This window comes from Vreelandella neptunia (assembly GCF_022489065.1).
Taxonomy (GTDB): Bacteria; Pseudomonadota; Gammaproteobacteria; order Pseudomonadales; family Halomonadaceae; genus Vreelandella; species Vreelandella neptunia_A.
The window spans coordinates 1-25525 of the sequence record NZ_JAKVTW010000018.1; the positions used below are offsets into that span (position 1 = coordinate 1).

The window sequence follows — 25525 nt, forward strand, 5'->3', positions numbered from 1 at the left end:
CAAAAGTGGATCAAACTTGGCTCAAGGTTCAAACGAATTCATTCAAACTTACGTTCTCATGACCGCTTGCCTTGATATTTGGTGATTTGTCACCGTACCAGCAAGCGCCCACATGAATTACCTGATCAAATTGTTAAAGAGCTGGTCGCCGAGGCCGTGCCCCGTTGACGTGTGGCGTATACTACCCGATTCACCGCCAGCGTCAACAGCGATTTGAATATTTATGAGCAAAAACCTAGCTCTGCATGTAACGGCTGCCAAGCTTGATCCAATAAACGAGGCGCAAAACCCTTATAATGCTGCTAAGCGGGCCAGAAGTTCGTCGCGCCGCTTATTAGTAGTAAAGGCTTCTTCAATAGCGTTGCGCGTTAATTGGCGGAAAACCGTCTCATCCCAACCAAACGCTTCGGCACACGCAATATGGTTGGTTAGCATGCCGCCGCCAAAGTAGGCAGGATCATCTGAGCTAATCGTTACTTTGAGTCCTTTAGCCAAAAGCTTGGGCAGCGGATGATCACGCAGATCCTCTACCACCTTCAAGCTGACATTGGAGAGTGGGCAAACGGTTAGAACAATCTGCTCACTGCGCAAACGCTCGACCACCTCCTCGCTTTCTAAACAGCGCACTCCGTGATCTATGCGCTGAACATCAAGTATATCCAGGGCTTCTTTAATAAAGTCAGCGGGCCCTTCCTCCCCGGCGTGGGCCACACGCACAAGCCCAAGCTGCTTAGCGCGCTCAAACACCTCAGCAAATTTTACCGGTGGATTATTTTGCTCAGCACTATCGAGCCCAATAGCATCTAACATTTTCCAATAAGGAGCCGCTTGCTCCAGGACATGTAACGCCTCCTCAGCAGGGCGATCACGTAGAAAAGCCATAATCATGCCGATAGAGAGATCGAGTGTTTCTTCAGCTTCCTGCTTGGCTTTTAATAATCCCCCCATGACCACCTCAAGGGGAACGCCACGCTGCAGATGCGCCTGGGGGTCAAAGTGCATGTCGACATGGACAACGCCCTCCCCTCGGGCGCGTTTGAAATAATCCATCGCCAGATCGTAAAAGTCTTCTTCATGACGAAGCACGCTCATGCCCTGAAAATAGAGATTCAAGAACCCCTGCAGGTCGTTAAAATAATAAGCATCTTTGGCTTCTTGAACAGTCGCATAAGGCAACTCAATTCCATTGCGTTGCGCTAGCGCAAACATTAACTCAGGCTCCAGTGAACCTTCGATATGCAAATGGAGCTCTACTTTCGGAAGGTTGCGTAAGAATTCGTGCATGGAGGGCTCCTAGCTGTCTTATCAATTGATCAATATCACTCATTATCGGTTATATAATCGGGCATTGGCTAAGTTTACCGGTATCTAGATGCCAGCGGTACTCAACTCCAGGCAGTAATTTCAGCGAACTCACTTGATGGACAAAAAAGATAACCGTTCGATTAATCAACCACTTATCCAGGGAAGCAGCGATATGTTCTGCCGTCGACGCATCCACTCCGGCAAACGGCTCATCGAGAATCACCACTTGAGGGTTACATAGCATTAGTCGTGCTAAAGCCAAACGGCGACCTTGCCCCCCCGAAAGCTGCTGGCCTTTCTCGCCCACCGCCGTCGCTAAGCCTTTCGGCAGTTGCTCAACCCAGCGATCCAAGGCAACCGCTCTCAATGTTTGCCAGAGCATGGCATCACTTGCTGCGGGGTTGGCAATACGCAGGTTCTCGGCAATAGAGGCATCAAAGAGATCCACCTGCTGAGTGAGCATAACAAAATGGTTGGCACGGCTTTCGGAAGAGAGCTGCCAAACAGGAACACCGCCTACCATCGCTTCACCCTGGGTCGCTTTTAAGCGCCCCATCAACACACTGGCTAAAGATGATTTTCCGGCACCAGAGTTGCCAGTAATCACCGCTCGCTTTCCAGCGGGCAGTTGAAGATCAATACCATTTAATGCCGGTTCTAGTGTTTGCGAATAGTGCAGGGAGAGCCGATCAACCTGAACACTGAGGCCAACCCCTTCAGGCAAAGGAACGGCAGGGACAGAGGGCGATGAATCATCGGTTAACGCGTTTAAACGTCGTACCGCTGCATAGCTAGCACCCAGCTTGATAAAGCTTGTGGGTAGCTGAATGAAGGCCTCATTGACTCCCAACGCTATCAAAGTAGCCATTACCAAAATAGGGCCTGTTACCAGCTGCTTGGTGAACACAAGGCTAGCGAACCACACTACCGCCAATACCATTAATCCAGTAATGATGCTTACCAAACAGTTTATCAACGCTGCCTTACGCCCCAAGCGACGCTGATTGAGAAACGCCTGCTGCTCTTGACTAGCGATCATAGCCCGATGCCACCGGGTCGTTTGATAGCTCATCAACTCAGCCGATGCCTGGACTTGATCAACCACTAGACGACGTAGCGACTGCTGATCAACCACCTGCTGATAGCTTTGTGAAAATCCCCAGGCAGCCGCCAACAGGGTCGCCATCAGCCAAAGCAAACCTAGAGTGACTGCAATCAGCACGGCAACGCCGGGCAACCAAATAGCCACAAAAAGAGAAACAGCCACTACACCAAGCAGCGCCACTAACGGTGGCACCAAGAGCCGCAAATAAAAATTATCCAGAGTATCGATATCGGCCGTTAATCGGCTCAGCCAGTCGCTGGCACGCTCACCGTGCAAACGTGCGTCGTCTAAACGCATTAAATAGCCAAACACTCGATAACGTAAGTCAGCCAGCAGCGTTAGCACTGTATTATGGTTATACAGCCGCTCAACATAGCGCGCTACGGTGCGTGCTAAGGCGAAGAAACGGATGCCGCCACCAGGAACATAAACATCAAGCCGTGCAGGCAACCCTAAGGACAAGGCGATGCCGGCCAGGGCACTGGCAGTAATAAACCACCCCGATAGCCCCAGAAGCGCAAGCCCTGCCAATAGAGTGATCAACACCAACAGAGCGCCCAACAAGAAACGCCGACGACGCCTTACTAACAGCAGAAGCCAGGGGCGAAAATCGCGGTAAATAGCCATCATGAGATCACCTCGACGAGTTGCCCCTGCTCAAACGTCAAGTGGCGCTGGGCAGCGGCGATGACTGCCGGATGGTGGGTCGCTATTACCAGGGTGCGGCCCTGCTGGGAAAGCTCAAGCAAAGCCGCCAAAACCGACTGCTCAGTCTCTTGGTCTAATCTCGCCGTAGGCTCATCTAAAAGCACCAGCGGTGCATTGCTGAGATAAATACGAGCAAGTGCTAAACGCTGAGCTTGGCCACCTGACAACCCCACGCCACGCTCGCCGATTAACGTCTCCAGACCCTCAGGTAGCTGTGCCAAAAGAGGCCCAAAACCTGCACCCTGTAGTGCGGCGACCATCTCTTCACGGGACGCTTCCGGATTCGCCAAACGCAGGTTATCGCTCAAGCTTCCGTGCAGCATGCAGGGCTGCTGATCCAGCCAAGCGAAGTGGCTATCTTGGCGACGATACTCCCCAGCGCTTGGCGCTATAAAGCCCGCAAGCAGCGCCAATAGCGTCGACTTGCCACTACCAGAAGCGCCACTAAGCGCCACAACCTCACCGCGCCGGACCGTGAGGTCAATGGGGCCGATTACCTGCCCTCTACTAGGGTAAGAAACGCAAGCAGCCGTTAACTCGATGGCTGACCTATCTGACAGCGGCGTCTCATAGCGATGCTCGCTCACCAAGCTTGGCTGATTAAGTATATTCACCACGCTTTCGGCGGCGCCCAATGCCGCAGCGCGATCATGGTAGTGCTGAGAAAGCGTACGCAGAGGCTGGAAAAACTCAGGCGCCAGCAATAACACGGCTAAACCTGAAAAAAGCGTCAGTGACGGTGACGGGCCGTACTCTATATAGCCTAAGAGGCCAAAACCGACATACATGGCCACGACCGCAATCGCCACAGAGGAAAAGAACTCCAGCACCGCGGATGAGAGAAACGCCAACCGAAGCGTACGCATACTAAGGCGCCGATAACCATCTGTGGCATACCAAACATCCTGCTGGGCATCCGACGTGCGACCAAACAGCTGAAGTGTTGTCATGCCTCGTACACGGTCAATAAAGTGCGCTGAAAGTCGTGACACGGCAACAAACTGATCACGATTGAGGCGCTCCGCCCCCATGCCGACCAACGCCATAAAAAGCGGAATTAACGGCGCAGAAAGCAGTAGAAAAAGAGCCACTAGATAATCGAGCCAGCCTGCCACCGCCAATATCAATAGCGGCAAACAGAGCGTTATACGCAATTGAGGGTAAAACCGCGCAAAATAGCCCTCCAGCGCATCGATATGCTCAACCGCCTGGTTGGCCAAAGAGCCACTGTGCTGGCTGGTAAGCCACACTGGGCCTAACGCGGATAGTTTATCTAACAGCTCAACCCTGGCACGCTGCCGGATTAGCAGGCTCGCCTCCAGGCTCAGCGTTTCATGGCCCCACTGAAAAGCAGCACGTAAAAGCACACAGCCTACCAGCAGAGAGAATATTGGCAGCAGGGTAACGGGCAATTGGTCGTGAACCACCAATTGATCAATAAGCCATGCAAGCCCCACTACCACGACTATCGTTTGACTACCTGCCAGGACGCCACAAAACGCAGCGCCTAGCAGGCGTTTACGCTCTCCCTTAGCCAACGCTTGCAGCCAACTGCGCGGGGTAAGAGAGAGCGCCTCTTCAGTTACCATGGATCAGTGGTATCCCTCGCCTACACGCACCTTGCCGCGGAATACCCAATACGTCCAAGCGGTATAGGTCAATATAATCGGAATAACAAACACCATCCCCACCAGTAGGAACAGCTGTGATTCAGGCGAAGAAGCCGCGTCCCACAACGTATAGTCTGGTGGCACAATCACTGGCCATTTACTTACAATCAACCCTAAATACGTAAAAACATAAATACCAATAGTTGCTAGGAAAGGCACCCCCTCACGACGCTTTTGGACCGAGCGAAAGACAACAAACGCGCAGAGCAACGCAGAGACGGGGAAAATCCAAATCAGTTGAATATTGCCGAACCAACGTTCCCACACCAGCGGATTGATGAACGGCGTCCACAGGCTAATTACGGCAAATACAAACAGCACCAAGGCCAACAGCATTGGTGTGATCTTATAAGCCCAATCTTGCACATGCCCTTCCGATTTTAGAATTAGCCAAGTAGCCCCTAGCAACGCGTAGCCTGCCATCAAACCAAGCCCTGTCAGTACTGAGAAAGGGGTTAGCCAGTCAAATGCGCCGCCTACATAGGCGAAGTTTTCCACGGGAAAGCCTTGAATATAAGCCCCGACAACAGCCCCTTGAGCGAAAGCGGCGATCGCCGAACCCCAGCAAAAAGCGCGGTTCCACCAGCGGCGGTTACGACGGGATTTAAAGCGAAACTCAAAGGCAACACCGCGAAAGATCAACCCTGCCAGCATCAAGAAGACACCAATGTACAGTGCTGGTAAGAACACCGAATAAACCAGCGGGAAAGCGCCTAAAAGCCCAGCGCCACCTAGCACTAGCCATGTTTCATTGCCATCCCATATCGGCGCCACCGAGTTCATCATCACATCGCGGGCATCTTCATCGGGAGCAAAGGGGTAAAGAATACCCAACCCCAGATCAAATCCGTCCATAAGCACATACATCATGATGCCGAAACCGATGATGAAGGCCCAAACTAACGTTAGATCAAACATTTCCATGTCTAGCTCCTCACCGGGTCAACGTCATCGTCAAAAGGGGTATGCGCAGCAGACATGGGTCGCATGGGCCGCTTGAAGTTCTCATCGGTTGTATCGCGCTCTTCTTCAGGCAGCATACCGTTGCGCACTACGCGCGTGAGGTAATAAATGCCCGCGTAAAACACCACGGCGTAAACCAAGACATAGCCAATCAGCGTAAACAGTGCCATAGGGCCAGTGAGTGAAGGCGTTAAACCCTCGGCATGCGTCATCATTCCGTAAACCAGCCAAGGTGCACGGCCTGACTCAGTCACGATCCAACCCGCTAAGACAGCAACGAACGGCATTGGAATCATCGCCGTCAAACCTTTTAAAAATAGCCGCTTATCATAGATACGTCCTTTGAGGCGCAACACTAATCCCGTTAACGCCACTGCAATCATTAGCAGGCCAATGCCTACCATGACTCGGAAGCCCCAGAAAACAATCAATACCGGCGGCTGTTCTTCAGGCGCCGCCTCACTAATACCCGGCACCTCCCCATCGATAGAGTGGGTCAAGATGATGCTGGCCAGATTGGGAATACCCAACTCAAAGCGGTTGGTTTGCGCTTCCTGATCAGGAATGGCAAACAGCAGCAGCGGCACATTGCCAGAAGTTTCCCAATGCCCTTCCATGGCAGCCACTTTTGTTGGCTGGTGCTCTAAGGTGTTAATACCATGGAAATCACCTATGACCGCCTGGGTTGGTGCCAAAAATAGCAATAGCCAGAGACACATGGAGAGTGCGCGGCGATTAGCTTCGGGGTCACGGTCGCGTAACAGGAACCAAGCACTCACCCCTGCCACTACAAAGCCACCGGTTAAGAAGGAGGCAACCGCCATATGCATAAAGCGGTATGGGAAAGAGGGATTAAAGATTGCTTCGGACCATGAGGTAACATGGAAACGGAAGTCGATCAGCTCTACCCCTGCCGGGGTATGCAGCCAACTGTTAGCCGATAGGATCCAGAAGGAGGAAATGAAAGTGCCCACCGCCACCATAATGGCTGCAAAGAGGTGAACCCCCTGGGGTACCTTTCCACGCCCAAATAGCAGCACGCCCAGGAAAGCCGCTTCTAAGAAGAAGGCTGTCACCACTTCGTAGCTCAGCATAGGGCCAAGAAAATTCGAGGATGCCTGGGAAAAATTGCTCCAGTTAGTACCAAACTGGAACGACATCACGATGCCTGACACCACCCCCATCCCAAAGACAACGGCAAATACCTTTGTCCAGAAGAGTGATAGACGATCCCAAGCTGGATTTTTCGTTTTGAAAAATAGGCCATGAAGCAGCGCAATGTAGGACGCCAAGCCGATGGTAAATACGGGGAAGATTGCGTGAAACGACACGACGAATGCAAATTGCAATCGCGACAATACGAGCGGATCAAGTTCCATTTCACTCTCCTAAGACCTGAATCGGTATCCCATAAAAGGGTTAACACAAGCTTAGTTGAGCCTTAGTGGCACGACACTTTTAGTTATAAGCACTAAGCTTATTTCTTTTCCACTGCTATTGACCATTTACTACGCCCTTCTTGGACAACCATCATATAATAATCAATGGGTGTCCAAGATGAGTCGCATTGACGCACCAAGCACCAAAGCGGTGCACTATGCCTCTTTCATCATGTTCTTAACCATGATCCCAGCTACTATCCAGCTACTACATTAACTGCTATCGCGACATTATTACGACGCTGACCATATAGCCGGTGTAGGCGATAAACAGAGCCAGCAGAATACCGCCTTCTAAACGATTGATGCGCCGAGGGCGGCCGCGCCAGGAAAACGCAAACAGAATCATCAAGAGCGTCATGCCCGTCATGACGCTCCAGTCGCGCACCAACACTTCCCGCCCTGCTTCAATGGGCGCAATGACCCCCGCTAGACCAACAACCGCCAAGCTATTGAACAGGTTAGAACCCACCACGTTGCCTAATACCAAATCATGCTCTTTACGGCGCAAAGCGCTGATTGAAGATGCCAGTTCCGGCAGCGAGGTGCCAATAGCCACCACTGTTAAACCAATGATCAAGTCACTTACGCCGAAGCGAACAGCTATTTCCACTGCCCCCCACACCAATAAGCGTGAACTCGCAATAAGCAGAAGCAGGCCCACCAGGGTCCACATAATGGACTTACCCCGGGACATCGGTTTGCTATCTAGGGTCTCAGCCACTTCAGATACGATTGCGTCGTCGGGCTGACTGCGTGAGCGAACGATACTGACAACGATAAAGGCCACTAATGCCAGTAAGAGACAGACTGCTTCCCAGCGTGCTACAAAACCATCCAGCAGCATTAAGCCAGTCGCCAGCATGACGAGCATCAGTATTGGCATCTCTTTGCGAATAACGCTGGAGTGAACGGCCAGTGGTGAAATAAGCGCAATCAGGCCTAAAATCAAACCTATATTGGCGATATTTGAGCCATAAGCGTTACCCACCGCCAAACCGGGATTTCCATCCAGTGCAGCGAGGACTGAAACCATCATCTCCGGTGCTGATGTACCAAAACCGATAACCAGCATGCCGATCAGTAGCGGAGAAAGCCCAAGCCAACGCGAGGTTGCTGCAGCACCATCAATAAACTTCTCGGCACTCCAAACCAACAGGATCAAACCAAACAAAACCGCTAAAGTGGGAAGCAACATTTCGTTTCCTTCAGAACATAATGATCAGCACTATTTTCAGGATTGCGTATCTTAATGTCGCTTCAAGCGTGGAGCAGTAAGATACTATTACTAGCAATGATGACTAACATATTGCGACCATCTGTTTAGGAACTATCCTGGCAGAAATATAAACGGTCACTATTAGCGTCATGCACTGCTTGTCATTGCGCCGCAGCATCGTTGTCTAAACTGACGCTTTGGTCAAGCAGCCTGGCGATGTTTTTGAACATTATTTCAGCGACATAGACTTGCTATACTGCATGATTAAAAGCTTAATTCGCCATAGCCTAGTAGTTTAGCTAGGTGTTCGCACTGAGAGTTTTGGTTTTTGCCCCCAAATAGATTGATGAAACGCCGCACATTACCGGTTAACACCCCACTCGTTGACCGCACTCCGCCTGAGGTTCGCACTCAGCGGAGACGTCTGCGTGCCTGTCATGAATGTGACTGGGTATCTGCCCTACCACCACTTAGCTCTGGCGAAAGAGCAAGCTGTCCAAGATGCTCGCATGTGTTAGTCAAACGTCACCGCTACCCAGCACAGCGCAGCATGGCGCTTGCCATCGCATCACTCATTGCATTGATAGTGGCGGTATCATTTCCCTTTATCAGTTTTACCGTTAGCGGGGTTAGCAACCGCATTGAGTTGACGCAGACCGCTACGGCCCTGATTGGCTTTCATCAGCCGCTCGTGGCGATCGCCATCATCATGACGATTGTGGTATTGCCAGCGGTATACCTGTTTGGCGTGCTTTGGCTCCAGTTTGGTCTTTTGCGTGACCATCCCTTGCCTTTTAGCCGCGATATAGCCCGCTCGTTAGCCCACTTAACGCCATGGATGATGGCCGATGTATTTATAATTGGTGCCCTTGTCAGCCTAATAAAAATAGCGGGTCTGGCCGATGTCGAGTTAGGCATATCATTCTGGGCATTTTGCGCTTTTGCACTTTTACTGCTGATGACGACTCAGTCTATCGATGCGGATTGGATGTGGTTCTCACTAGAAGGAGAGCCACTATCTCCTGACAATACTCAAACAGGTATGCCCGCCGCCGCCCAAGGTCTAACCGGCTGTCCTACTTGTGGACTTATAAACCGACTATCACCCCAAGGGCGTGGGTATTGTGTTCGCTGCCACGAAAAACTTCACCAGCGCTTGCCACACAGTTTGCAGCGTACCTGGGCGCTGCTGGGTGCATCGGCCATCATGTACATTCCTGCCAATGTTTACCCAATCATGACCACCACAAGTTTAGGCAACTCCACCCCATCCACTATTATTGGCGGCGTTGTTCAATTGATTCAGATGGGCTCATGGCCAATCGCAGCCGTCATTTTCATAGCCAGCGTTATCGTACCCGTGGGTAAATTAGTAGCGCTCACGTGGCTTTGCTTAGTGGTGAGACGAAGCAATGTCCTGAATGCCCAAAGCCGCACCCGTTTGTATCGATTAACGGAATTTATTGGCCGCTGGTCGATGGTAGACGTTTTTGTGGTCGCTATATTAGTGGCACTGATTCGCGCAGGATCATTAATGTCGATTACGCCAGGGCCAGCGGCACTCGCCTTCGGCTCCGTTGTCGTGTTAACCATGCTGGCAGCGATGACCTTTGATCCCCGCTTGATATGGGACACATCTTTGCCACAACGAAACTCTCTTCACCACTCCCTTCGCCACTCTCTTCTTCGCCGTAAAACGGCCACCAAGGAACCTGTTGATGGCTAATGAAACAACACCGCCCAATACCAATCAAACGAACGATGATCCAACCAGTGAGCAGGATTTAAACAAGGCCAAAACATCACGCCAGACCCGCCTTTCACCTATTTGGGTTGTCCCGATTGTTGCCATCGCAATAGGCTTATGGCTGGTATATGACAACTACTCTAGCCGGGGCACCCTGGTAACGCTGACCATGGACAGCGCAGAAGGCATTGAAGCGAACAATACGCTTATTCGCAGCCGCAACGTAGAAATCGGTCGAGTACAAAGCGTACGCCTCTCTGACGACCTCTCACATGCCGTTTTAACAGCACGCATTCAGCCGGAAGTAGAGGATATGCTGCGTGAAGACAGCCGCTTCTGGGTGGTCAAGCCACGTATTGGCCGTGAAGGGATTAGTGGCCTAGGCACCGTGCTATCGGGTGCTTATATTCAGCTGGAACCCGGCACTGAAGAGGCACCGAGACGCGAATTTCCGGTCAGCGACATTCCCCCCGTCGCCCCTGCTGGGCAGGCGGGCCTGCGGCTTAGCTTAACGAGTCAGCTCGGTAACTCCTTGCGCGTCGGTGACCCGGTTTCGTACCAAGGCTACACCGTAGGGCGAATTGAAGAGAACAGCTTTGAACCACAGTCGCGAACCATGCAGCACCAGGTGTTTATTGAAGAGCCCTACACCAATTTAGTCACTGACAGCACGCGCTTCTGGACGTCAAGCGGTATCGATTTCCAGTTAGGCGCTGATGGTGTACGGGTTAACGTCGAATCCATTGAAGCCCTGCTCGGTGGTGGCGTGACATTTGGTGTGCCCGAAGACCTCCCCATGGGTCAGCCGGTTGAGGCAAACTCTCGTTTCACGCTCTATGCGGATGAAAATGCCGCCCGAGAAGGAACGTTTAATCGTTACTTAGAGTATGTGCTCCTGGTTGATGAAACGGTGCGGGGCCTTTCCAAAGGAGCACCTGTAGAGTTTCGCGGCGTACGAATGGGCACCGTTGCCGCTGTACCATGGAACTTTACCGCTCCGCAGCCCGACTCCCGCGCCCGCTTTGCAATTCCCGTATTGATCAGGATAGAGCCGCAGCGCCTGGGCATCGAAAACAGCGATATCGATCTCGAAGAGTGGGAAGCCCGTTTTGAACGTATGTTTGGCCTTGGACTGCGCGCGTCATTAAAAAGTGGCAGCCTGCTAACAGGCGCACTATTTGTCGACTTGAACTTTCAACGTGACCTAGCCGACGAATATGTTGCCGAACGATTCTCTGATCGCGCCGTATTCCCTACAGTCGCAGGCGGGTTTGCGCAGATTCAAGCGCAGGTTACCGATTTGCTTGAGAAATTGAATGATCTTGAAGTTGAGCCTTTGTTAGCCGGCCTGGATCGTAATTTGCAAGCCTCTGAAAGCGTGCTCAATGAAGTTCGTGAAGTAAGCTCCTCTATCAATCAGTTACTGAATGATCCTGAGACTCAAGCGATTGGCGGTAATCTAAACGGTACTCTTGAGGAACTGCGTAACACGCTGCAGGGCCTGTCTCCCTCTTCGCCCGCTTACCAGGAGCTCACGACTGCCATCGAGCGACTGGATCGCTTAATGCGTGATCTGCAGCCACTTACCCGCACGCTTAACGACAACCCCAGAGCTCTGCTGTTTGACAACCTGGATGCCCAAGACCCAATTCCACGCGCGCCCCGTGATTAAGGAGCCTCCATGCTTATAGGGAAACGTATGACCAACTGGATCAAGTGTTTACTGCTGCTAATGATGTGCGTATTAGTATCGGCCTGTGCCAGCAGTACTACTCCCCCTACGCGATACATGCTACCGGTCGACCAGTTGAGCAGTACCACAAACCAACCAGAGGGCACGCTCGTGCTGAGCTCGCCTCGCTTGGCCCACTACCTAGATGTAGATGGCATCGTGATGCAGTTGGATGACATTACGCTGAACGCTGCACGTGAACATCAATGGGCAGAAGGACTGGATCGGCAGCTAGAGCGAAAAATACGTACCCACTTATCGCAAGCACTGCCGATGCTCAGGGTTATACGTGCAGAAAATGAACCCTCTGATGCACTAACCCTGCGTCTAAGCGTTGACCAATTTCAAGGCCGGTTTGATGGCGTAGCCTTGGCTAGTGGCCAATGGCAATTACTAAACGCTGCGGGTGAGCTGCTGGTGATGGAGAATTTTCACGCTGAGACCCCGTTGGAAGCAGACGGTTATCCGGCTCTGGTCCGGGCGCTGAGCGCAAGCTGGGATCAAGCCGCAGAGCTGATCGCTACTCAAATACGCCAGGGCAACTATTTTAATTGATTTGCGGTTTTCTAAACGTAGCTTGCTGAACTACGCTTGACCTAAGTCTTCTCAGGGATGTTCACATGACAGATGAGCCGAACGATACTGCTGCATTACCCACTGTTCAACTGCGTGATGCAGTGAATACTCTGATGCATACAGTCACTACCCTGCTGGAGGACAAGGCGTCGCCCACGACACTTGAGACCGCCCTGCATAGTCACGACGCACTGCTGGACCAACTAGCAATGCTCTCGCTTGACGGATCAACACTCGCGGCACTTGAGCGCATCGAGCAATTTATAACCCTGTGCGCGGGGGACTACTATCAAAGCGCGGCAGCTAAGCTCGACGAGCAACAGCAAAACCGTTTTATTTCGGTGTTTGCGCGCAGGCTGCTCGCCCTGGATGGGTTAGGGCCAGCAACCGCACGCCAGCTGTTTCAACTGGGCGTTTTCACTCCCGAGCAGTTTTTTGCATTAACGCCTAAGGCGCTTGCCCAGCTGCAATTACCCCCAGCGACACTGGCTCGGCTGATCCCCCTACATGCCCAACACTCGTCGCTGACACGAGACAGCCAAACAAGCTGACGCTATATAATCGTGTTACACTGCTCGGCTTATTACTGATACGTAAGTTTTCTGATGTGCCCGTGCGCATCAGATCACAGTGCTGCTAAGCATTGTAGTCTTCACGTCTCCTGTCACGGTCATCCACGGCTAATCAACGACCATCGCGGCACGCTTAGATATCTGGCACACTGCGCTGCCGCGAAGATCGATCAACCTCGCTTTTTGAACATTACATCTAGTGAAAATAACCACTTACCGGTATTAACTCACTAGGTGACTGCGGAGAACGCATGAGCTTTTCTGAACTTGGCCTGCACGCCGATCTATTACGCGCTGTCACAGCGCAAGGTTACACCGAACCTACCCCGATACAACGACAAGCCATTCCCGTCGTCTTGGAAGGTCGTGACATGCTCGCCAGCGCCCAAACCGGCACTGGCAAAACGGCAGGTTTCACACTGCCGATGCTGCAACGTTTAAATACCGGCAAGCGTCCTGGCAAACGTCAGGTACGTGCACTGGTGCTAACCCCTACTCGTGAGCTTGCTGCTCAAGTAGGTGAAAGCGTATCAACTTATGGTCAACATTTAGCGCTACGCTCGCACATCATCTTTGGTGGCGTAGGCCAACAGCCTCAAATTGATGCGCTTAAAGCCGGCCTTGATGTACTGGTTGCCACACCAGGTCGCCTTTTAGATTTACACCAGCAGGGACATGTAGATCTCTCTGCGGTAGAAATCTTGGTGTTAGATGAAGCAGACCGTATGCTTGATATGGGCTTTATCCACGACATCAAACGCCTGCTGCGCCTAGTACCCAAAAAGCGTCAAAATCTACTGTTCTCAGCCACCTTTTCAAATGAGATCCAAACCCTGGCTCAACAACTGCTGGACAATCCAGCAATGATTGAGGTAGCACCACGTAACGCGACTGCTGAGAAAATTGAGCAAGCTATTTACCGCGTGGATCGTGAGAAAAAACGCGAACTATTAGCGCACTTAATTCAACAGAATGGCTGGTTTCAGGTATTGGTGTTCACACGCACTAAACATGGTGCGAACCGCCTAGCTGAGCAGCTCTCTAAGCAAGATATACCGTCAATGGCGATCCACGGCAATAAAAGCCAAGGTGCCCGTACGCGCGCTTTAACAGCGTTTAAAAGTGGCGATTTACAGGTGCTTGTGGCTACCGATATTGCCGCACGGGGCCTTGATATTAATGAGCTTCCACATGTCGTCAACTTCGACCTACCCAACGTAGCGGAAGATTACGTTCACCGCATTGGACGCACCGGCCGTGCTGGTAGCAATGGTGAAGCAGTTTCACTGGTATGTGTCGATGAAGACGGCCTGCTAGGCAATATTGAGCGGCTAATTAAGCAGACACTGCCGAAGCATATAGAGCCCGGTTTTGAACCTGACCCCAGCATCAAACCTGAACCTATCGAGAATGGCCGACGCAATCAGCGCCAACCCCGCGCTAAACGCAAACCTGAAGGCCAGAGTGCTAATACCGGTGGTGAACGCAAACGCCGCGTTCGCCGCTAGCGCGGCTTGCTGGAATATGCGAAGGTGTCGCCTTTGTATATTCCAGCCTCTTGTATAAAGCAGCTATTTTGCCGTTAGGCATGAACAACTTTTCATGGAGTGATTATGGCGTCTTCTCAACTTATGGCGGAGTATCGCCAATGGCTGACGTTTCAGCGTCAAGAGCAACTCAGCCGCGAGCATCAAGGTATTGTGCAGCGTTTAGAAGACGCTCGGGCATCTGCTAATCAAGTGTTACAGGCCTACCGCAGCATGGCTGAAAAGGCATCTGTTGAGGGCGCTTGCTACCGCACGATATTCTTGCGTCAACGCGATGACAACCACGCCCTGCCCTGCGAAGGCTGGCTGTTTGTGCGTCGCGTACTGAGCGAAGGTAATAGCACCCGCGTACGTGTCACTCTGCTTGAAACCTTTACCCTGGAAGACGGCATTATGGCGCCAGGTGATAAACCTGCACGTAAGCTGACTTTAGAAATATTTGATCAGTTGCAGATGGATAAAGGCATGCGCACCAATGTCAGAGTGGACTGCCTAGACTCCTCACAAGACTATCACTTCATTACGCTACTCGATGCCGTACGCGGAGACTTGCGCCCCCACCTTAAGTAAGCGTTGGTATGAAATAAGCACCTCTATGGCATCGCGTCGTTCAATTACGTTTATTTTACTAATGGTCGTGGTGGGGCTAAATCTTCGCCCCGCCATGTCATCAGTTGCCCCCTTGCTAACCCGCTTACAAGAAAGCGCGGGGCTTTCGGCGACTGCTGCGGGTCTACTCACCACCCTTCCCGTACTCTTTTTGGGCTTGTCTGCGCCCCTGGCTCCTACACTCGCCAAACACATAGGCAGTGAACGGGCGCTGAGTGCTGCGCTGATACTTCTCGCCGCAGGGCTTATTTTGCGTGGTTTGCCGCTTCCGGGGGTGTTATTCATCGGCTCAGCAATGGCAGGCTGTGCGATTGGCATTGGCGGCACCTTATTACCCGCCTTGGTTAAACGTGAGCTTCCTAACAGCGCCGACCTACTGACCGGCCTGTATACCATGGCGCTCTGTTTTGGTGGCGCTCTAGGCGCCGGCCTAAGCGTGCCATTAATACAACTACTGGGTAGCTGGCAGGCAAGCTTGATGAGCTGGTCATTATTGGCACTGCTAGCGCTTATCCTCTGGCACTACCAGATGCCTCGATCCTCCCAAACCAATACGCTCTCTGCGCCAAAAAGCGGCATCCTACGACTGCTCAAGCAACCACTGACTTGGCACGTTATGCTGTTTATGGGTATTCAATCCTCCATGGCTTATATCGTGTTTGGCTGGCTACCAACGCTGCTAGTCGACCGCGGCTATAACGAGGCCGACGCGGGCTGGACCATGGCCGTATCAATCATGTGTCAACTGGCGTCTGCTTTAGGAGCACCTTGGCTTGCACGCTTGGGAAAAGACCAACGCCCAGCTTTATTGTTAGTACTCTTAAGCACCGCCGCAGGCCTGTGGATGCTGCTGATCGCGCCACTCATCTGGAAATGGCCCGGCGCGGCACTTCTGGGGATTGGTCAAGGGGGCAGCTTTAGTTTAGCGCTGAGCTTGTTAGTCTTACGCACAGCAAATTCAAGGCTGGCAGGGCAACTGTCCGGCCTTGTTCAGGGCGGTGGTTATACATTGGCAGCGCTGGGACCGTTTGGCGTAGGGGTTATGCTTCAATCAGGCGCCAGCACCTCACATATCGCCTGGCTACTAATCGTACTGATTACGGTTTGCTGTGGTTTCGCATTACTAGCGGGACGCAATCAGCGGCTAGATGATATAAGCGGCGGACTTTTGGTCGAGCGGGTCACCCGCGGTAATTGATTCCCAGGTTTCCTATATAACCTCAGGAGATGGCAATGCCCCCCTACTCCCTTTTAGCCAGCAACGCCATGACCGATAAACGTATTTTAGTGATTTACACAGGCGGTACGATTGGCATGCAGTCGCACCCCAATGGGCTTGCGCCGGGCGGTAACTTTGCTACCCGAATGGCTGCAGCGCTTACTCAACTACCAATTGCTCAGCAGCAGGCTCTTCCGGTATATGATGTCATTAGCTACGCGACACTAATTGACTCAAGCGCTGCCACACCCCTTACCTGGCAACAGTTAGCCCTTGATATTAATGATCAACTGACGTCTTACGCTGGCTTCGTCATTATTCACGGCACCGACACCCTTAGCTGGACCGCAGCCAGCCTTGCTTACCAACTGCAGGGTCTGGATCGCCCAGTCGTTATCACCGGTTCAATGCTCCCGCTGGAAGCCCCCGACAGTGACGCTTTGGCAAATCTACATGGCGCCCTTAAGTTTGCCGCCACCCCGTCACTGCAAGAAGTGGCTATCTACTTTGCTGGGCAACTGCTCCGCGGCACCCGCGCCATCAAACAGCACAGCGATGCGGCCGATGCCTTCACCAGCCCCAACTACCCCTTACTAGGTAAGCGGGTGGGCGACGATTTCGTTTATTACCCCAGTCGTGGACTGGGACAGCAACAGCGTGGCGCGCCCCGCTTCGAGCTGCCTGACTACCGCTTGGTCAATCAAGGGGAAGTTGTCCGCATTGTGCTTTGGCCTGGCATTACCGCTTGGCAGCTTGATACGTGGTTGGGTGATTCACGCGTCAAGGGTGCCCTGCTTCAGCTCTGGGGTGCAGGCAATCTACCTAACGACCCTGGCTTGCTGGATGTGCTTGCTAAAGCCAGTGGAGAAGGCAAGTTGCTCGCGGCCATTAGCCAGTGCCCCAAAGGGAGCGTTCATCTAGGCGCTTATGCAGCGGGGCATGGTCTCAGCGATGCCGGCATTATGGCGGGCGACAGCATGACGCCTGAAGCAGCCTTTACTAAGCTTGCCCATTTATTGGCACAGCCACTCACGTTAGAAGATCAGCGACAGCGCTTTTTAACGCCTCTCGTCGGTGAGCGTTAACTCATCAAAATTGCCGCCGTGCTGGCATTAGCTGAGATTAAGACTATGGTGAAGGAGGTTAACCTAACAGTTTGAAGGAGCAACAGATTATGGAAAAACCGGTACATCATTTCAGCGAGTTATTTGAACAGTTGGGTCTTGCTTCAGACGCAGACTCCATTGAGCGCTTTATACAACGCAACGCCCCTTTGCCCGAATCAATGCCCCTGGCTGACGCCCCTTGCTGGAACGAAGGACAAGCTGAATTTCTAAAAGAAGCGGTCGATGAAGATGCGGATTGGGCAGAGGTCGTCGATCACCTTGATGCCTCAATGCATAAAGCTAATTAAGCCATTAAGATTTTCGCGCCGCATCGACGCGGCGCCTAAACCAGGCACCAATAAGTAGCAGTAACGCGAGTGCTATGAGGGGTAACACCACATCAAACTGCAACGCATCCTCCTCTTCAATAGCTTCCAAGGCGCCATAAATGGCACTGCTATAGACAACCCACTTCACTGCTAAACCAAGTGTTGCCGCCAACAGGAAGGTCTTGATAGAAATATTACGTAGCCCCGCGGCAAAGTTGATCACCGAGTGAGGGAAGCCGGGCAATACCCGAAGCGCACACTGAGTCATCAAATCGCTACGCTGCTCAAGCATCTGCATCACTTTTAATGTCAGCCCGCTGGGATTCCATCGTCTTCCAGCTCTTGCCGCTAACTGATACGCCCCCAGTGCGCCTACCACACTACTTATCGTCAGCATAAGCGTAGCGATAAGTGGCGGGTAAAATGGCGCAATAAGCCACAGTCCAATACTGCCGGGCAAGCCTATAGCTAACGTAATGGCCATAGTCAGCATCACGCCAATAATCACCACAGGATGATGCGATGCTTGGGAAGCCCAGAGCTTAAATGCCATTAAATCTGGCGAATACCACAGCCACAGATAGGTAAGCATCGCGAAACACGCAAAACCTAGCGCCCACCGCCATGATCGTCGTGGGGTTTTATTCATTTAAACGAGCTTCTACGCGCTCAAGTATTTGTCGACTCACTTTACCCACTAATGGCTTGGCGGCCTTATTAACGGCTTTTTCCATTAACCGATTGCGAATCTCATAGCTCAGCGTCAGCGACACTTCCGTGCCTTCTGGCACTTCTCGGAGTTGATATCGCCCCTGATTTTTAACGCCATCTAACGACTCCCATGCCAGTACATGCGGCGGCTGGTTCTCGGTAACCAGGACATCAAAGGCCCAGTCCATGCCCACTGCGCGCACATGCCACCGATAGCGATTCTCGCCAAGTGTGTCGATAGAACGAATCAGGTCAGAGTAATCAGCAAAGTCTTCAACACGGCGCAAAAGTTCAAACACGCGCTCGGGTGATGCATTAACAATTTCACTGTGTTCAATGGTGGCCATCGGTATCCCTCTAACAGTGTGGACGATTAGCGTAGCATGTTGATATTAATGCTGCTCGCCAACAAAGTGTTGGCTTCAATGAGTGCTAAAACTGGTCAGATTAACGGCTATTGCGTAAACTGCCGCCTTTCCGGACCGGACCCCGGATCGCCGCGCCAGCTAAGTGCTGTTCGCGATTAACAAATTCTCCGACAACGAGTACTTCCTCATGTCATCAACTCCCTCAGTGGCGACCCATAACGCCACGTCCGTGGTTATCTATTCCGGTGGAATGGACTCTTTTACCGTGCTGCATCGCGCGCTACGTGAAGGTCTCAGCGTACATGCGCTGTCGTTCGACTATGGTCAGCGCCATGCCCGCGAGCTCGATACGGCTCGCCAGGTTTGCACGTCGCTTGGCGTGCCACACCAAGTCATCGACATACGAGCGATTCATGGCCTAATCGATAATTCAGCGCTCACCAACCCAGACCAGACAATGCCACATGGCAACTACGCCACGGAGAATTTACGCGCTACCGTGGTGCCTAATCGTAATATGATTTTGCTCTCACTCGCGATTGCCAAAGCAGTTAACATTGGCGCAGGTCGTGTCGATTACGGGGCCCATGGCGGCGACCATATACTCTACCCCGACTGCAGGCCCGAATTTGTTGAGGCGATGAATCACGTGGCGGGCATCGCCAACTTCGAGCCCGTGACGCTACACGCCCCCTACCTCTCCTCAAGTAAGGCCGACATTCTACGTGAAGGCCTTGCCATGGGGCTGGATTATCGCCACACCTGGACATGCTACGAAGGCCGAGAATTAGCCTGCGGTGTATGCGGCAGTTGCCGCGAACGGCTAGCTGCTTTTGCCGCCAATGGTGTCACAGATCCACTGGCTTATAGCCCTGACAACCCAATAGGTCAGCGCTGATGTATCAGATCAAAGAAGCGTTTTACACCCTCCAGGGGGAAGGCGCCCAGGCAGGCAGAGCCAGTGTTTTTTGTCGCTTTACCGGCTGCAACCTCTGGTCGGGCCGTGAAGCTGATCGCGCGACGGCTAAATGCACCTTTTGCGACACCGACTTTATTGGCACTGATGGTATCAACGGCGGAAAGTTTGCCACTGCCAATGCCCTTGCCGAACATATTGCCGCGCTTTGGCCCCATCATAGCGACGAGGCAACGCCCTATGTCGTGTTTACCGGTGGGGAACCTTTACTGCAGCTTGACGCGGCATTGATTGCCACGCTTCACAGCCATGGGTTTGAAGTGGCCGTCGAAACGAATGGCACGCTTGCACCGCCTCCAGGTATCGACTGGCTGTGTGTAAGCCCCAAGGGAAGCAATCCATTGGCCGTTACCCAAGGTGACGAATTAAAACTCGTTTACCCCCAGGTAGACGCACCCCCAGAGCAGTTTTCAGGCCTGGGGTTTCGTCACTTCTTTCTACAGCCGATGGATCTTGCTCCGCTCAACCAGGACAAAACGACTGTCGCTGAAGCGACCGCGTACTGTATGGCCAATCCGCAGTGGCGTTTATCGCTGCAAATGCACAAATTAGCAGGTTTTGATTAATGTCTTTATTCGTTACCCAACTGACACATATCGACGTCTCTCTTTGGTGCTCCAAGCGCGGCTTAGTCGGCTGCAGCTGGCAGGTAGATGCCGTACTGGATGGCGAGCTAGGTGAAGATGGCATGCTGTTCGATTTTGGTGAAGTAAAACCGTGGATCAAGCGCACGCTGGACAATGGGCTTGATCATACGCTGCTAGTACCCACGCAAGCGCCAGGCGTCAGTGTCACCGAATGCCATGAAGGCCTATGCGTTCGCACCACAACGCCCTATCCAATGGAAGTACGCGGCCCCAAAGAGGCATTTAGCCTGTTGCCCTGGCAAACCGTTGAGTTTGATACGGTCGCTGAGCATTTAAGCCAGCAGCTCACCCAAGAACGGCCTGAAAATGTCCACCGCGTTACCTTAAGACTTAGCGATGAGGCCATTGATGGCGTTGCCTATGGCTACACGCACGGCCTAAAACGCCATTTAGGCAACTGCCAGCGTATCGCCCACGGCCACCGTTCGCGGCTGCATATCTTTCAGCAGGGGGTGCGTCAAACTATGCTCGAACAGCAGTGGGCGGCATGGTTGGATAATCGCTACTTACTTGAAGAAGCGGATATTACATCACAGGATAACGACTTCCTTACCTGCGGCTATCGGGCCGCACAAGGTGATTTTTCCATTACGCTGCCACACTCGCTCTGTGCAGTTCTACCCGGCCCCACAACGGTTGAAAATATTGCCGCCTGGCTGGCAAAAAAGGTGGCCACGCAAAGCGGAGTGACCACACGCATCCAGGCCTTTGAGGGCATCAACAAGGGTGCAATTGCTATGTTTTCACCCAGTGCTGCGATATGAGTGAAGGATGTCGTGCAGGGTGTGGCGCCTGCTGTATAGCGCCTTCAATTAGCTCAGCCATCCCCGGCATGCCTGAAGGCAAGCCGGCGGGCGTTCGCTGCGTGCAGTTAGATGAGGATAACCTGTGCCGACTGTTCGGCGACCCGAGCCGCCCCAGGGTCTGCGAACGCTTTAACTTTGATACCAGCGTTTGTGGCGAGCACCGTGAAGAGGCGCTCGCCACGCTGACCTGGCTAGAAGAAGACACACGCTAGAGGCGTAGCCTATCCACCCCTACCAGAGCCCCCCCCCCCTACGGCTAGTTTTCAATACCCACGGGGTGCGGTAAGCGCCGATCCAACAAACTGATCCAGCGTGTCAGTACCGGGGCATCACTATGGCTGACTTCACTCAATAAACGGCGAAAGCTCTCCTTGGCCTGCTGATCATTAGGCTCGATGCGCGTCAGCCATAGCTCCAGAGCCGCTAATTCCTGGTGGCGATTACCGTGCTCACGAGATTGATTAATCGCCATTTCGGCCAGTGCTTTAACCTCATTGGCGGGATGCCCAAGAAGAGAGCGCACTCGGGCAAGCTGCGTGGCTAACTCAGGTAGGAAAAGCGTTGTCCTTTCTCGGGCGATCACCAAACACTGGTCGAGATAATCTTCTGCGGCGTTTAATTCGCCCAGCTCAATACAGGCGTCCGAGTACCACAACACTGGCCGCTGATAGCGATCACGTCCATTGAGCTCCGCCATCTGATCCAGACAATCGCGCAATTGCGTTAACCCAGAGGCATCACCGGCTAAAGCCCGCTGCCAGCCAAGAATACTTTGTGCAGAAATTTGCCACAGCTGTAAATCAGGGGTGCCGGTCATGGCGGCCGCCCGTTCTGCATGTCGCGCGGCTAGGTGCACATGGCCTAGTTGACGAAAGAGCGCGGCCGCAAATAACAGTGCAAGCGCCAAGGTACCGGGGTGAGCAATCTTCTCCGCCAACCGAATGGCCGCTGAGACCTGACGCTCGGCACGCTGATAATCGCCCCGTAAGCAGAGCGCCCAGCCTTGAAAACACGCGGCAGAGACTTGCGGATGATCTGAGAATGGCAACCACTCAATCATCATTTGCGCATTAAGCGGATCGATTTCATCCAAATGGTCGTGAGCCTGCTGAATGCGGCCAGCCCAATACTCGCAATTAGCCCGAGCATAGTCGGCTAAACGGCGATAGCGCGGGTCTTCGAGGCGCGATGCGATATCAGCCAGCGTCGAAGCAAGGGCAAACGCATCGGCATGGGCATAGCGCTGGCTACGCCCTACCCAAAGTCCCCATTTGACCAGAAATATCTGCTCTAAATCTTCTGGATCTTCGAGGCTATCGCTGCCTGCTTCCCGCAGTAGCTCCCTGGCACGCACGAAGCTTTCATGAGCGGTCGGCGAACCGTGCCCCTCTAATGAAAAAGCGGCCTGGCCGCGCACGGTGAGCAAGCTGACTTCTCGTTCGATCTCATGCTCGACGTGACGTAGGCTGGCTAAACCAAAATCAGCCATGCGAAGGGCGGTTCTGTTGGCACTCACTTTAAGGGCTTCCCGGGCTGCCAGCTCAAAATAGCGTGCGCCGCGAGCATAATGACCGCTACGGCGCAAATGGGTGGCAAAATCACCCGGGTGGCGACTAATCCACACCGGGAAGCGCTCTTCGATTAAGGTCACCACCTGTTGATGTAGCTTTACACGGACGTCACGCGGGCATGATAAGTAAGCGGCTTCTTGCAGTAACTGATGGCTAAACTGATATTCGTGCTCGCCACTCTCTTTATCGACCGGCTCGACAATTTCCAGCACCCGCATATGTTCTAGCGCCTGGTTTAAGCGTCCTTTTTCCCAGCCACTGCACTCAAGTAGGAAATCCAACCGGAATCGCTTACCGAGTACCGCCGCCACGTGGGCAATTTCACGATCTCCCTCAAGCTGATCAATGCGGCTGGCCAGAAGCCCTAATAACCCTTTGGGCAGCTCATCAAATTGAACACTGCGGCCTTCTCGGCGATCCATATCCAAGCGACGACATATCTCCTGCATATAGAGCGGCACACCATCGCAACGCTCAATAATCTGATTGCGCAGTCGAGGGCTCAGGTGAATGCGGTAACGCCGTGACAGCTGAGATAGCAACCGCGAGCACTGCAAGGCATCCAGATTACCTAGACTGATCTGCTGATCCCAATGCAACTTCACAGGCAACACTTCACGGCCATGATGGCTGGCTACCAACATAAAGGCAGTATTAATGGGCAAACGGGCCTGCAGTCCGGCTAATACTTTAAATGAAGGTTCATCAAGCCACTGCAGATCATCGATCATTAGCACCAGGGTATGGGTGGTCGCCTGACGCTCTATCAGGCGGTGCAGCAACATGACCACCAGCTCAACGGCCTCACCGCTTTGAGCAAGCTGGGTGATTTCCTGTACTTCATGAACCCCAAGTGCTTGCTCCAGGAGATGCTGTCGGTCTGATGCAAGTTGATCGAACTCAAGCGTTGCCTGTAGCTCGTGAATAGCCTCAACGGTCAGGGTTTGCTTGAGATACCAGCCAACCAGCGTGCGGGCAACGCCATAAGGATCCAGTACCGAAAGACGCGTGGTGGGCTGCCAGCAAATCGCTGCATCACGGCTTAGCTCTAGCTGACGAAAGCCGACCATCAAAGCCGACTTACCCATCCCCGAAGCCCCACGTACCAAAACGCTTTGGCGCAGGCCAATACCCGCCCGCGCCAGCGCATCGCGTAAAGTGCGCAATGAGGTTTCACGGCCGACCAAGCTGGGCGGCAGTGCGTCGCGGCCACCCTCGTTCTGGCCCAGGACCAACGCACGTAAACGAACGCGACCGTCGCTGGCAACCAAGCGTGACACCAGCCTCGGCTGTAAATCGAGCGCGGGCGGCATGTGCTGACTGGCCTCTTGGGAAATAACCAGCTCACTCCCCTCGGCAGCACTCATGAGTTCCAACGACGTTTGCGTGACTTGCCCTAAAGGATCCGCCAATTGACGCTCAGGAAGGTAAACAACGCGGCCACTGTGCAAACCAGCGGCCAGTTCGAACTGAGGAACATCCCCTTCGCCAGACCAGTGTCGAGCGCTCTCCTGAGGAAGTGCCTGACGGCAGTGCTCATAGAGCGCCACCAGCTCAGCTAATTGATGCGCAGGACCGTGGGTACCAAAACATGCCAACCCCAAACCACCGGTGGCGCCAGGCAACCAAAAGCCCCCAAGGTGATGGCACTGCTGCTCTAACCAGCGCAGTAACTCCAACTGCAGAGTAAGACAGTGGCGGGTCGCCGCCCGGTCTTGCCACTCCCCTTTCAGGCGCAGGCGAATAGCCATTACAGAGAGCTGGCGCAGCTCAATCTCGTCTTCACGGAGAGGTTTACTGTCCGCAGCCAGCGCGCGAGAAAAAGCCCCTTGCGGGCTCATCATGCGCGGATCATGGTGACCATCCGACCAGTAGCTAGCCAGCTGTAAAAAGCTTGGCTCGGGCTGCTGACCCGACAAAGCTAATAGCTGCAAATAGCTATTATACTGCTCGTGGGCGGCGGCCATTTGGTTCTGTTCAGCAAGTTGACGTACCAAACGTTCATGAAACGGGCCGTAGCCTGAAAAGCGGCTAACCAAGGTTTCCAGAATGGGATCGGGTACATCCGCATGGGCTTCAAGCACCTGTTCGGCAAAGCGGATGACACGCTGGCGCCACTCATTACGCACTTGAACCAACCAACGCTGAAACTCGCTACAGTTGGTCAACTGCAGCTCTTCAATTAAGTCGCCTTGATAACAAGCCATCAGCGCTTCTAAGGTATTTAAATCGCGCGGCCCTTCCAGCAACTGCTGCAGCGTATGAAGGTCTACCTGCCAATTAGCAGGGAGCTGAAATGCTATTGTTTGCCGGGAGACACTCAACACTCGGTCGGCACTCTCTCCCAGCGACTGGCGCAAACAGTGCAGCGCATGGCGCAGGTTGGTTCTACCTGACGACAACCCTTGATCGGGCCATAACAACTCCGCTAAAGCAGCGCGGTTAACTGGCTGGCGATGCAGCAGAAGATAAACAAGCAGCGCCTTTACTTTGTCGTAGCTAAAGTGGGTGAGTACATCTTCGCCCTGAGTAAGCGAAAAATGGCCAAATAGGGTTAACTGATCAGTCTCACGAGCATCGCGCATGATAAACATCCTGCC

General features: G+C 53.0%; 22 protein-coding genes. 13 read left to right on the forward strand and 9 right to left on the reverse strand.

Annotated elements, in window-relative coordinates; all coding sequences use genetic code 11:
• Positions 1-291 precede the first annotated feature (291 nt).
• The 6 genes from MLE19_RS18545 to MLE19_RS18570 form a co-directional block, all read right to left on the reverse strand.
• Positions 292-1284, reverse strand: a complete 993-nt coding sequence (locus tag MLE19_RS18545) for an adenosine deaminase (RefSeq protein ID WP_240719602.1) — start codon at positions 1282-1284, stop codon at positions 292-294.
• Positions 1285-1333: 49 nt separating this feature from the next.
• Positions 1334-3040: a thiol reductant ABC exporter subunit CydC gene (gene cydC / locus MLE19_RS18550; protein ID WP_240719603.1), complete on the reverse strand. Its 1707-nt coding sequence runs from the start codon at positions 3038-3040 to the stop codon at positions 1334-1336.
• Entirely contained in the window at positions 3037-4707 is a 1671-nt protein-coding gene (gene cydD, locus MLE19_RS18555) for a thiol reductant ABC exporter subunit CydD (protein ID WP_240719604.1), read from the reverse strand. Before cydD ends, cydC begins: the two co-directional genes overlap by 4 nt.
• A 3-nt stretch (positions 4708-4710) precedes the next feature.
• The gene (gene cydB / locus MLE19_RS18560; RefSeq protein WP_240719605.1) at positions 4711-5712 is read right to left on the reverse strand and encodes a cytochrome d ubiquinol oxidase subunit II; all 1002 of its coding nucleotides are present in this window, start codon (positions 5710-5712) and stop codon (positions 4711-4713) included.
• 2 nt (positions 5713-5714) lie between these two features.
• A complete protein-coding gene (locus MLE19_RS18565; protein ID WP_240719606.1) occupies positions 5715-7130 on the reverse strand; it encodes a cytochrome ubiquinol oxidase subunit I in 1416 nt (471 codons plus the stop codon).
• 280 nt (positions 7131-7410) lie between these two features.
• On the reverse strand, positions 7411-8388 hold the full coding sequence (locus tag MLE19_RS18570; protein WP_240719607.1) for a calcium/sodium antiporter: 978 nt from the start codon (positions 8386-8388) through the stop codon (positions 7411-7413).
• Between the two features lie 367 nt (positions 8389-8755).
• On the opposite strand from MLE19_RS18570, the gene MLE19_RS18575 reads away from it, so the two are divergent.
• The 9 genes from MLE19_RS18575 (at position 8756) to MLE19_RS18615 (ending at position 17825) form a co-directional block, all read left to right on the forward strand.
• Positions 8756-10135, forward strand: coding sequence for a paraquat-inducible protein A (locus MLE19_RS18575; RefSeq protein WP_240719608.1), 1380 nt, complete (start codon positions 8756-8758; stop codon positions 10133-10135).
• A complete protein-coding gene (pqiB, locus tag MLE19_RS18580) occupies positions 10128-11828 on the forward strand; it encodes an intermembrane transport protein PqiB (protein ID WP_240719609.1) in 1701 nt (566 codons plus the stop codon). The genes MLE19_RS18575 and pqiB overlap by 8 nt, the downstream gene beginning before the upstream one ends.
• Positions 11829-11837: 9 nt before the next feature.
• Entirely contained in the window at positions 11838-12443 is a 606-nt protein-coding gene (locus MLE19_RS18585; protein ID WP_240719610.1) for a PqiC family protein, read from the forward strand.
• Between the two features lie 65 nt (positions 12444-12508).
• A complete protein-coding gene (locus MLE19_RS18590) occupies positions 12509-13015 on the forward strand; it encodes a helix-hairpin-helix domain-containing protein (RefSeq protein WP_240719611.1) in 507 nt (168 codons plus the stop codon).
• Between the two features lie 272 nt (positions 13016-13287).
• Entirely contained in the window at positions 13288-14544 is a 1257-nt protein-coding gene (locus MLE19_RS18595) for a DEAD/DEAH box helicase (protein ID WP_240719612.1), read from the forward strand.
• Between the two features lie 105 nt (positions 14545-14649).
• Positions 14650-15153 carry a hypothetical protein gene (locus tag MLE19_RS18600; protein ID WP_240719613.1) on the forward strand — a complete coding sequence of 168 codons (504 nt, stop codon included), beginning with the start codon at positions 14650-14652 and terminating at the stop codon, positions 15151-15153.
• 25 nt (positions 15154-15178) lie between these two features.
• On the forward strand, positions 15179-16390 hold the full coding sequence (locus tag MLE19_RS18605) for an MFS transporter (protein WP_240719614.1): 1212 nt from the start codon (positions 15179-15181) through the stop codon (positions 16388-16390).
• 29 nt (positions 16391-16419) lie between these two features.
• The gene (locus MLE19_RS18610) at positions 16420-17496 is read left to right on the forward strand and encodes an asparaginase (protein ID WP_240719615.1); all 1077 of its coding nucleotides are present in this window, start codon (positions 16420-16422) and stop codon (positions 17494-17496) included.
• 89 nt (positions 17497-17585) lie between these two features.
• Positions 17586-17825 carry a DUF2789 domain-containing protein gene (locus MLE19_RS18615; RefSeq protein ID WP_240719616.1) on the forward strand — a complete coding sequence of 80 codons (240 nt, stop codon included), beginning with the start codon at positions 17586-17588 and terminating at the stop codon, positions 17823-17825.
• Between the two features lie 4 nt (positions 17826-17829).
• Here MLE19_RS18615 and MLE19_RS18620 read toward each other — a convergent pair whose 3' ends face one another.
• Together MLE19_RS18620 and MLE19_RS18625 are read right to left on the reverse strand one after the other, a co-directional pair.
• Positions 17830-18438 (reverse strand): TVP38/TMEM64 family protein, encoded by a 609-nt coding sequence (locus MLE19_RS18620; RefSeq protein ID WP_240719617.1) that lies wholly within the window; start codon positions 18436-18438, stop codon positions 17830-17832.
• Positions 18439-18487: 49 nt separating this feature from the next.
• On the reverse strand, positions 18488-18904 hold the full coding sequence (locus tag MLE19_RS18625; protein ID WP_240719618.1) for an SRPBCC family protein: 417 nt from the start codon (positions 18902-18904) through the stop codon (positions 18488-18490).
• A 208-nt stretch (positions 18905-19112) separates the two neighbouring features.
• On the opposite strand from MLE19_RS18625, the gene queC reads away from it, so the two are divergent.
• From queC to MLE19_RS18645, 4 genes are read left to right on the forward strand one after another with little or no spacing between them, the layout of a single operon-like run.
• Complete coding sequence (gene queC / locus MLE19_RS18630; RefSeq protein ID WP_240719619.1) at positions 19113-19823, forward strand: 7-cyano-7-deazaguanine synthase QueC; 711 nt, start codon at positions 19113-19115, stop codon at positions 19821-19823.
• Positions 19823-20467: a 7-carboxy-7-deazaguanine synthase gene (queE, locus tag MLE19_RS18635; protein ID WP_240719620.1), complete on the forward strand. Its 645-nt coding sequence runs from the start codon at positions 19823-19825 to the stop codon at positions 20465-20467. The genes queC and queE overlap by 1 nt, the downstream gene beginning before the upstream one ends.
• Positions 20467-21312 (forward strand): 6-carboxytetrahydropterin synthase, encoded by an 846-nt coding sequence (locus MLE19_RS18640; RefSeq protein WP_240719621.1) that lies wholly within the window; start codon positions 20467-20469, stop codon positions 21310-21312. The genes queE and MLE19_RS18640 overlap by 1 nt, the downstream gene beginning before the upstream one ends.
• Entirely contained in the window at positions 21309-21566 is a 258-nt protein-coding gene (locus tag MLE19_RS18645) for a YkgJ family cysteine cluster protein (protein WP_240719622.1), read from the forward strand. The genes MLE19_RS18640 and MLE19_RS18645 overlap by 4 nt, the downstream gene beginning before the upstream one ends.
• Before the next feature lie 44 nt (positions 21567-21610).
• Here the strand turns inward: MLE19_RS18645 and MLE19_RS18650 are convergent, their stop codons facing one another.
• Positions 21611-25510 carry an AAA family ATPase gene (locus MLE19_RS18650; protein WP_240719623.1) on the reverse strand — a complete coding sequence of 1300 codons (3900 nt, stop codon included), beginning with the start codon at positions 25508-25510 and terminating at the stop codon, positions 21611-21613.
• Positions 25511-25525 lie beyond the last annotated feature (15 nt).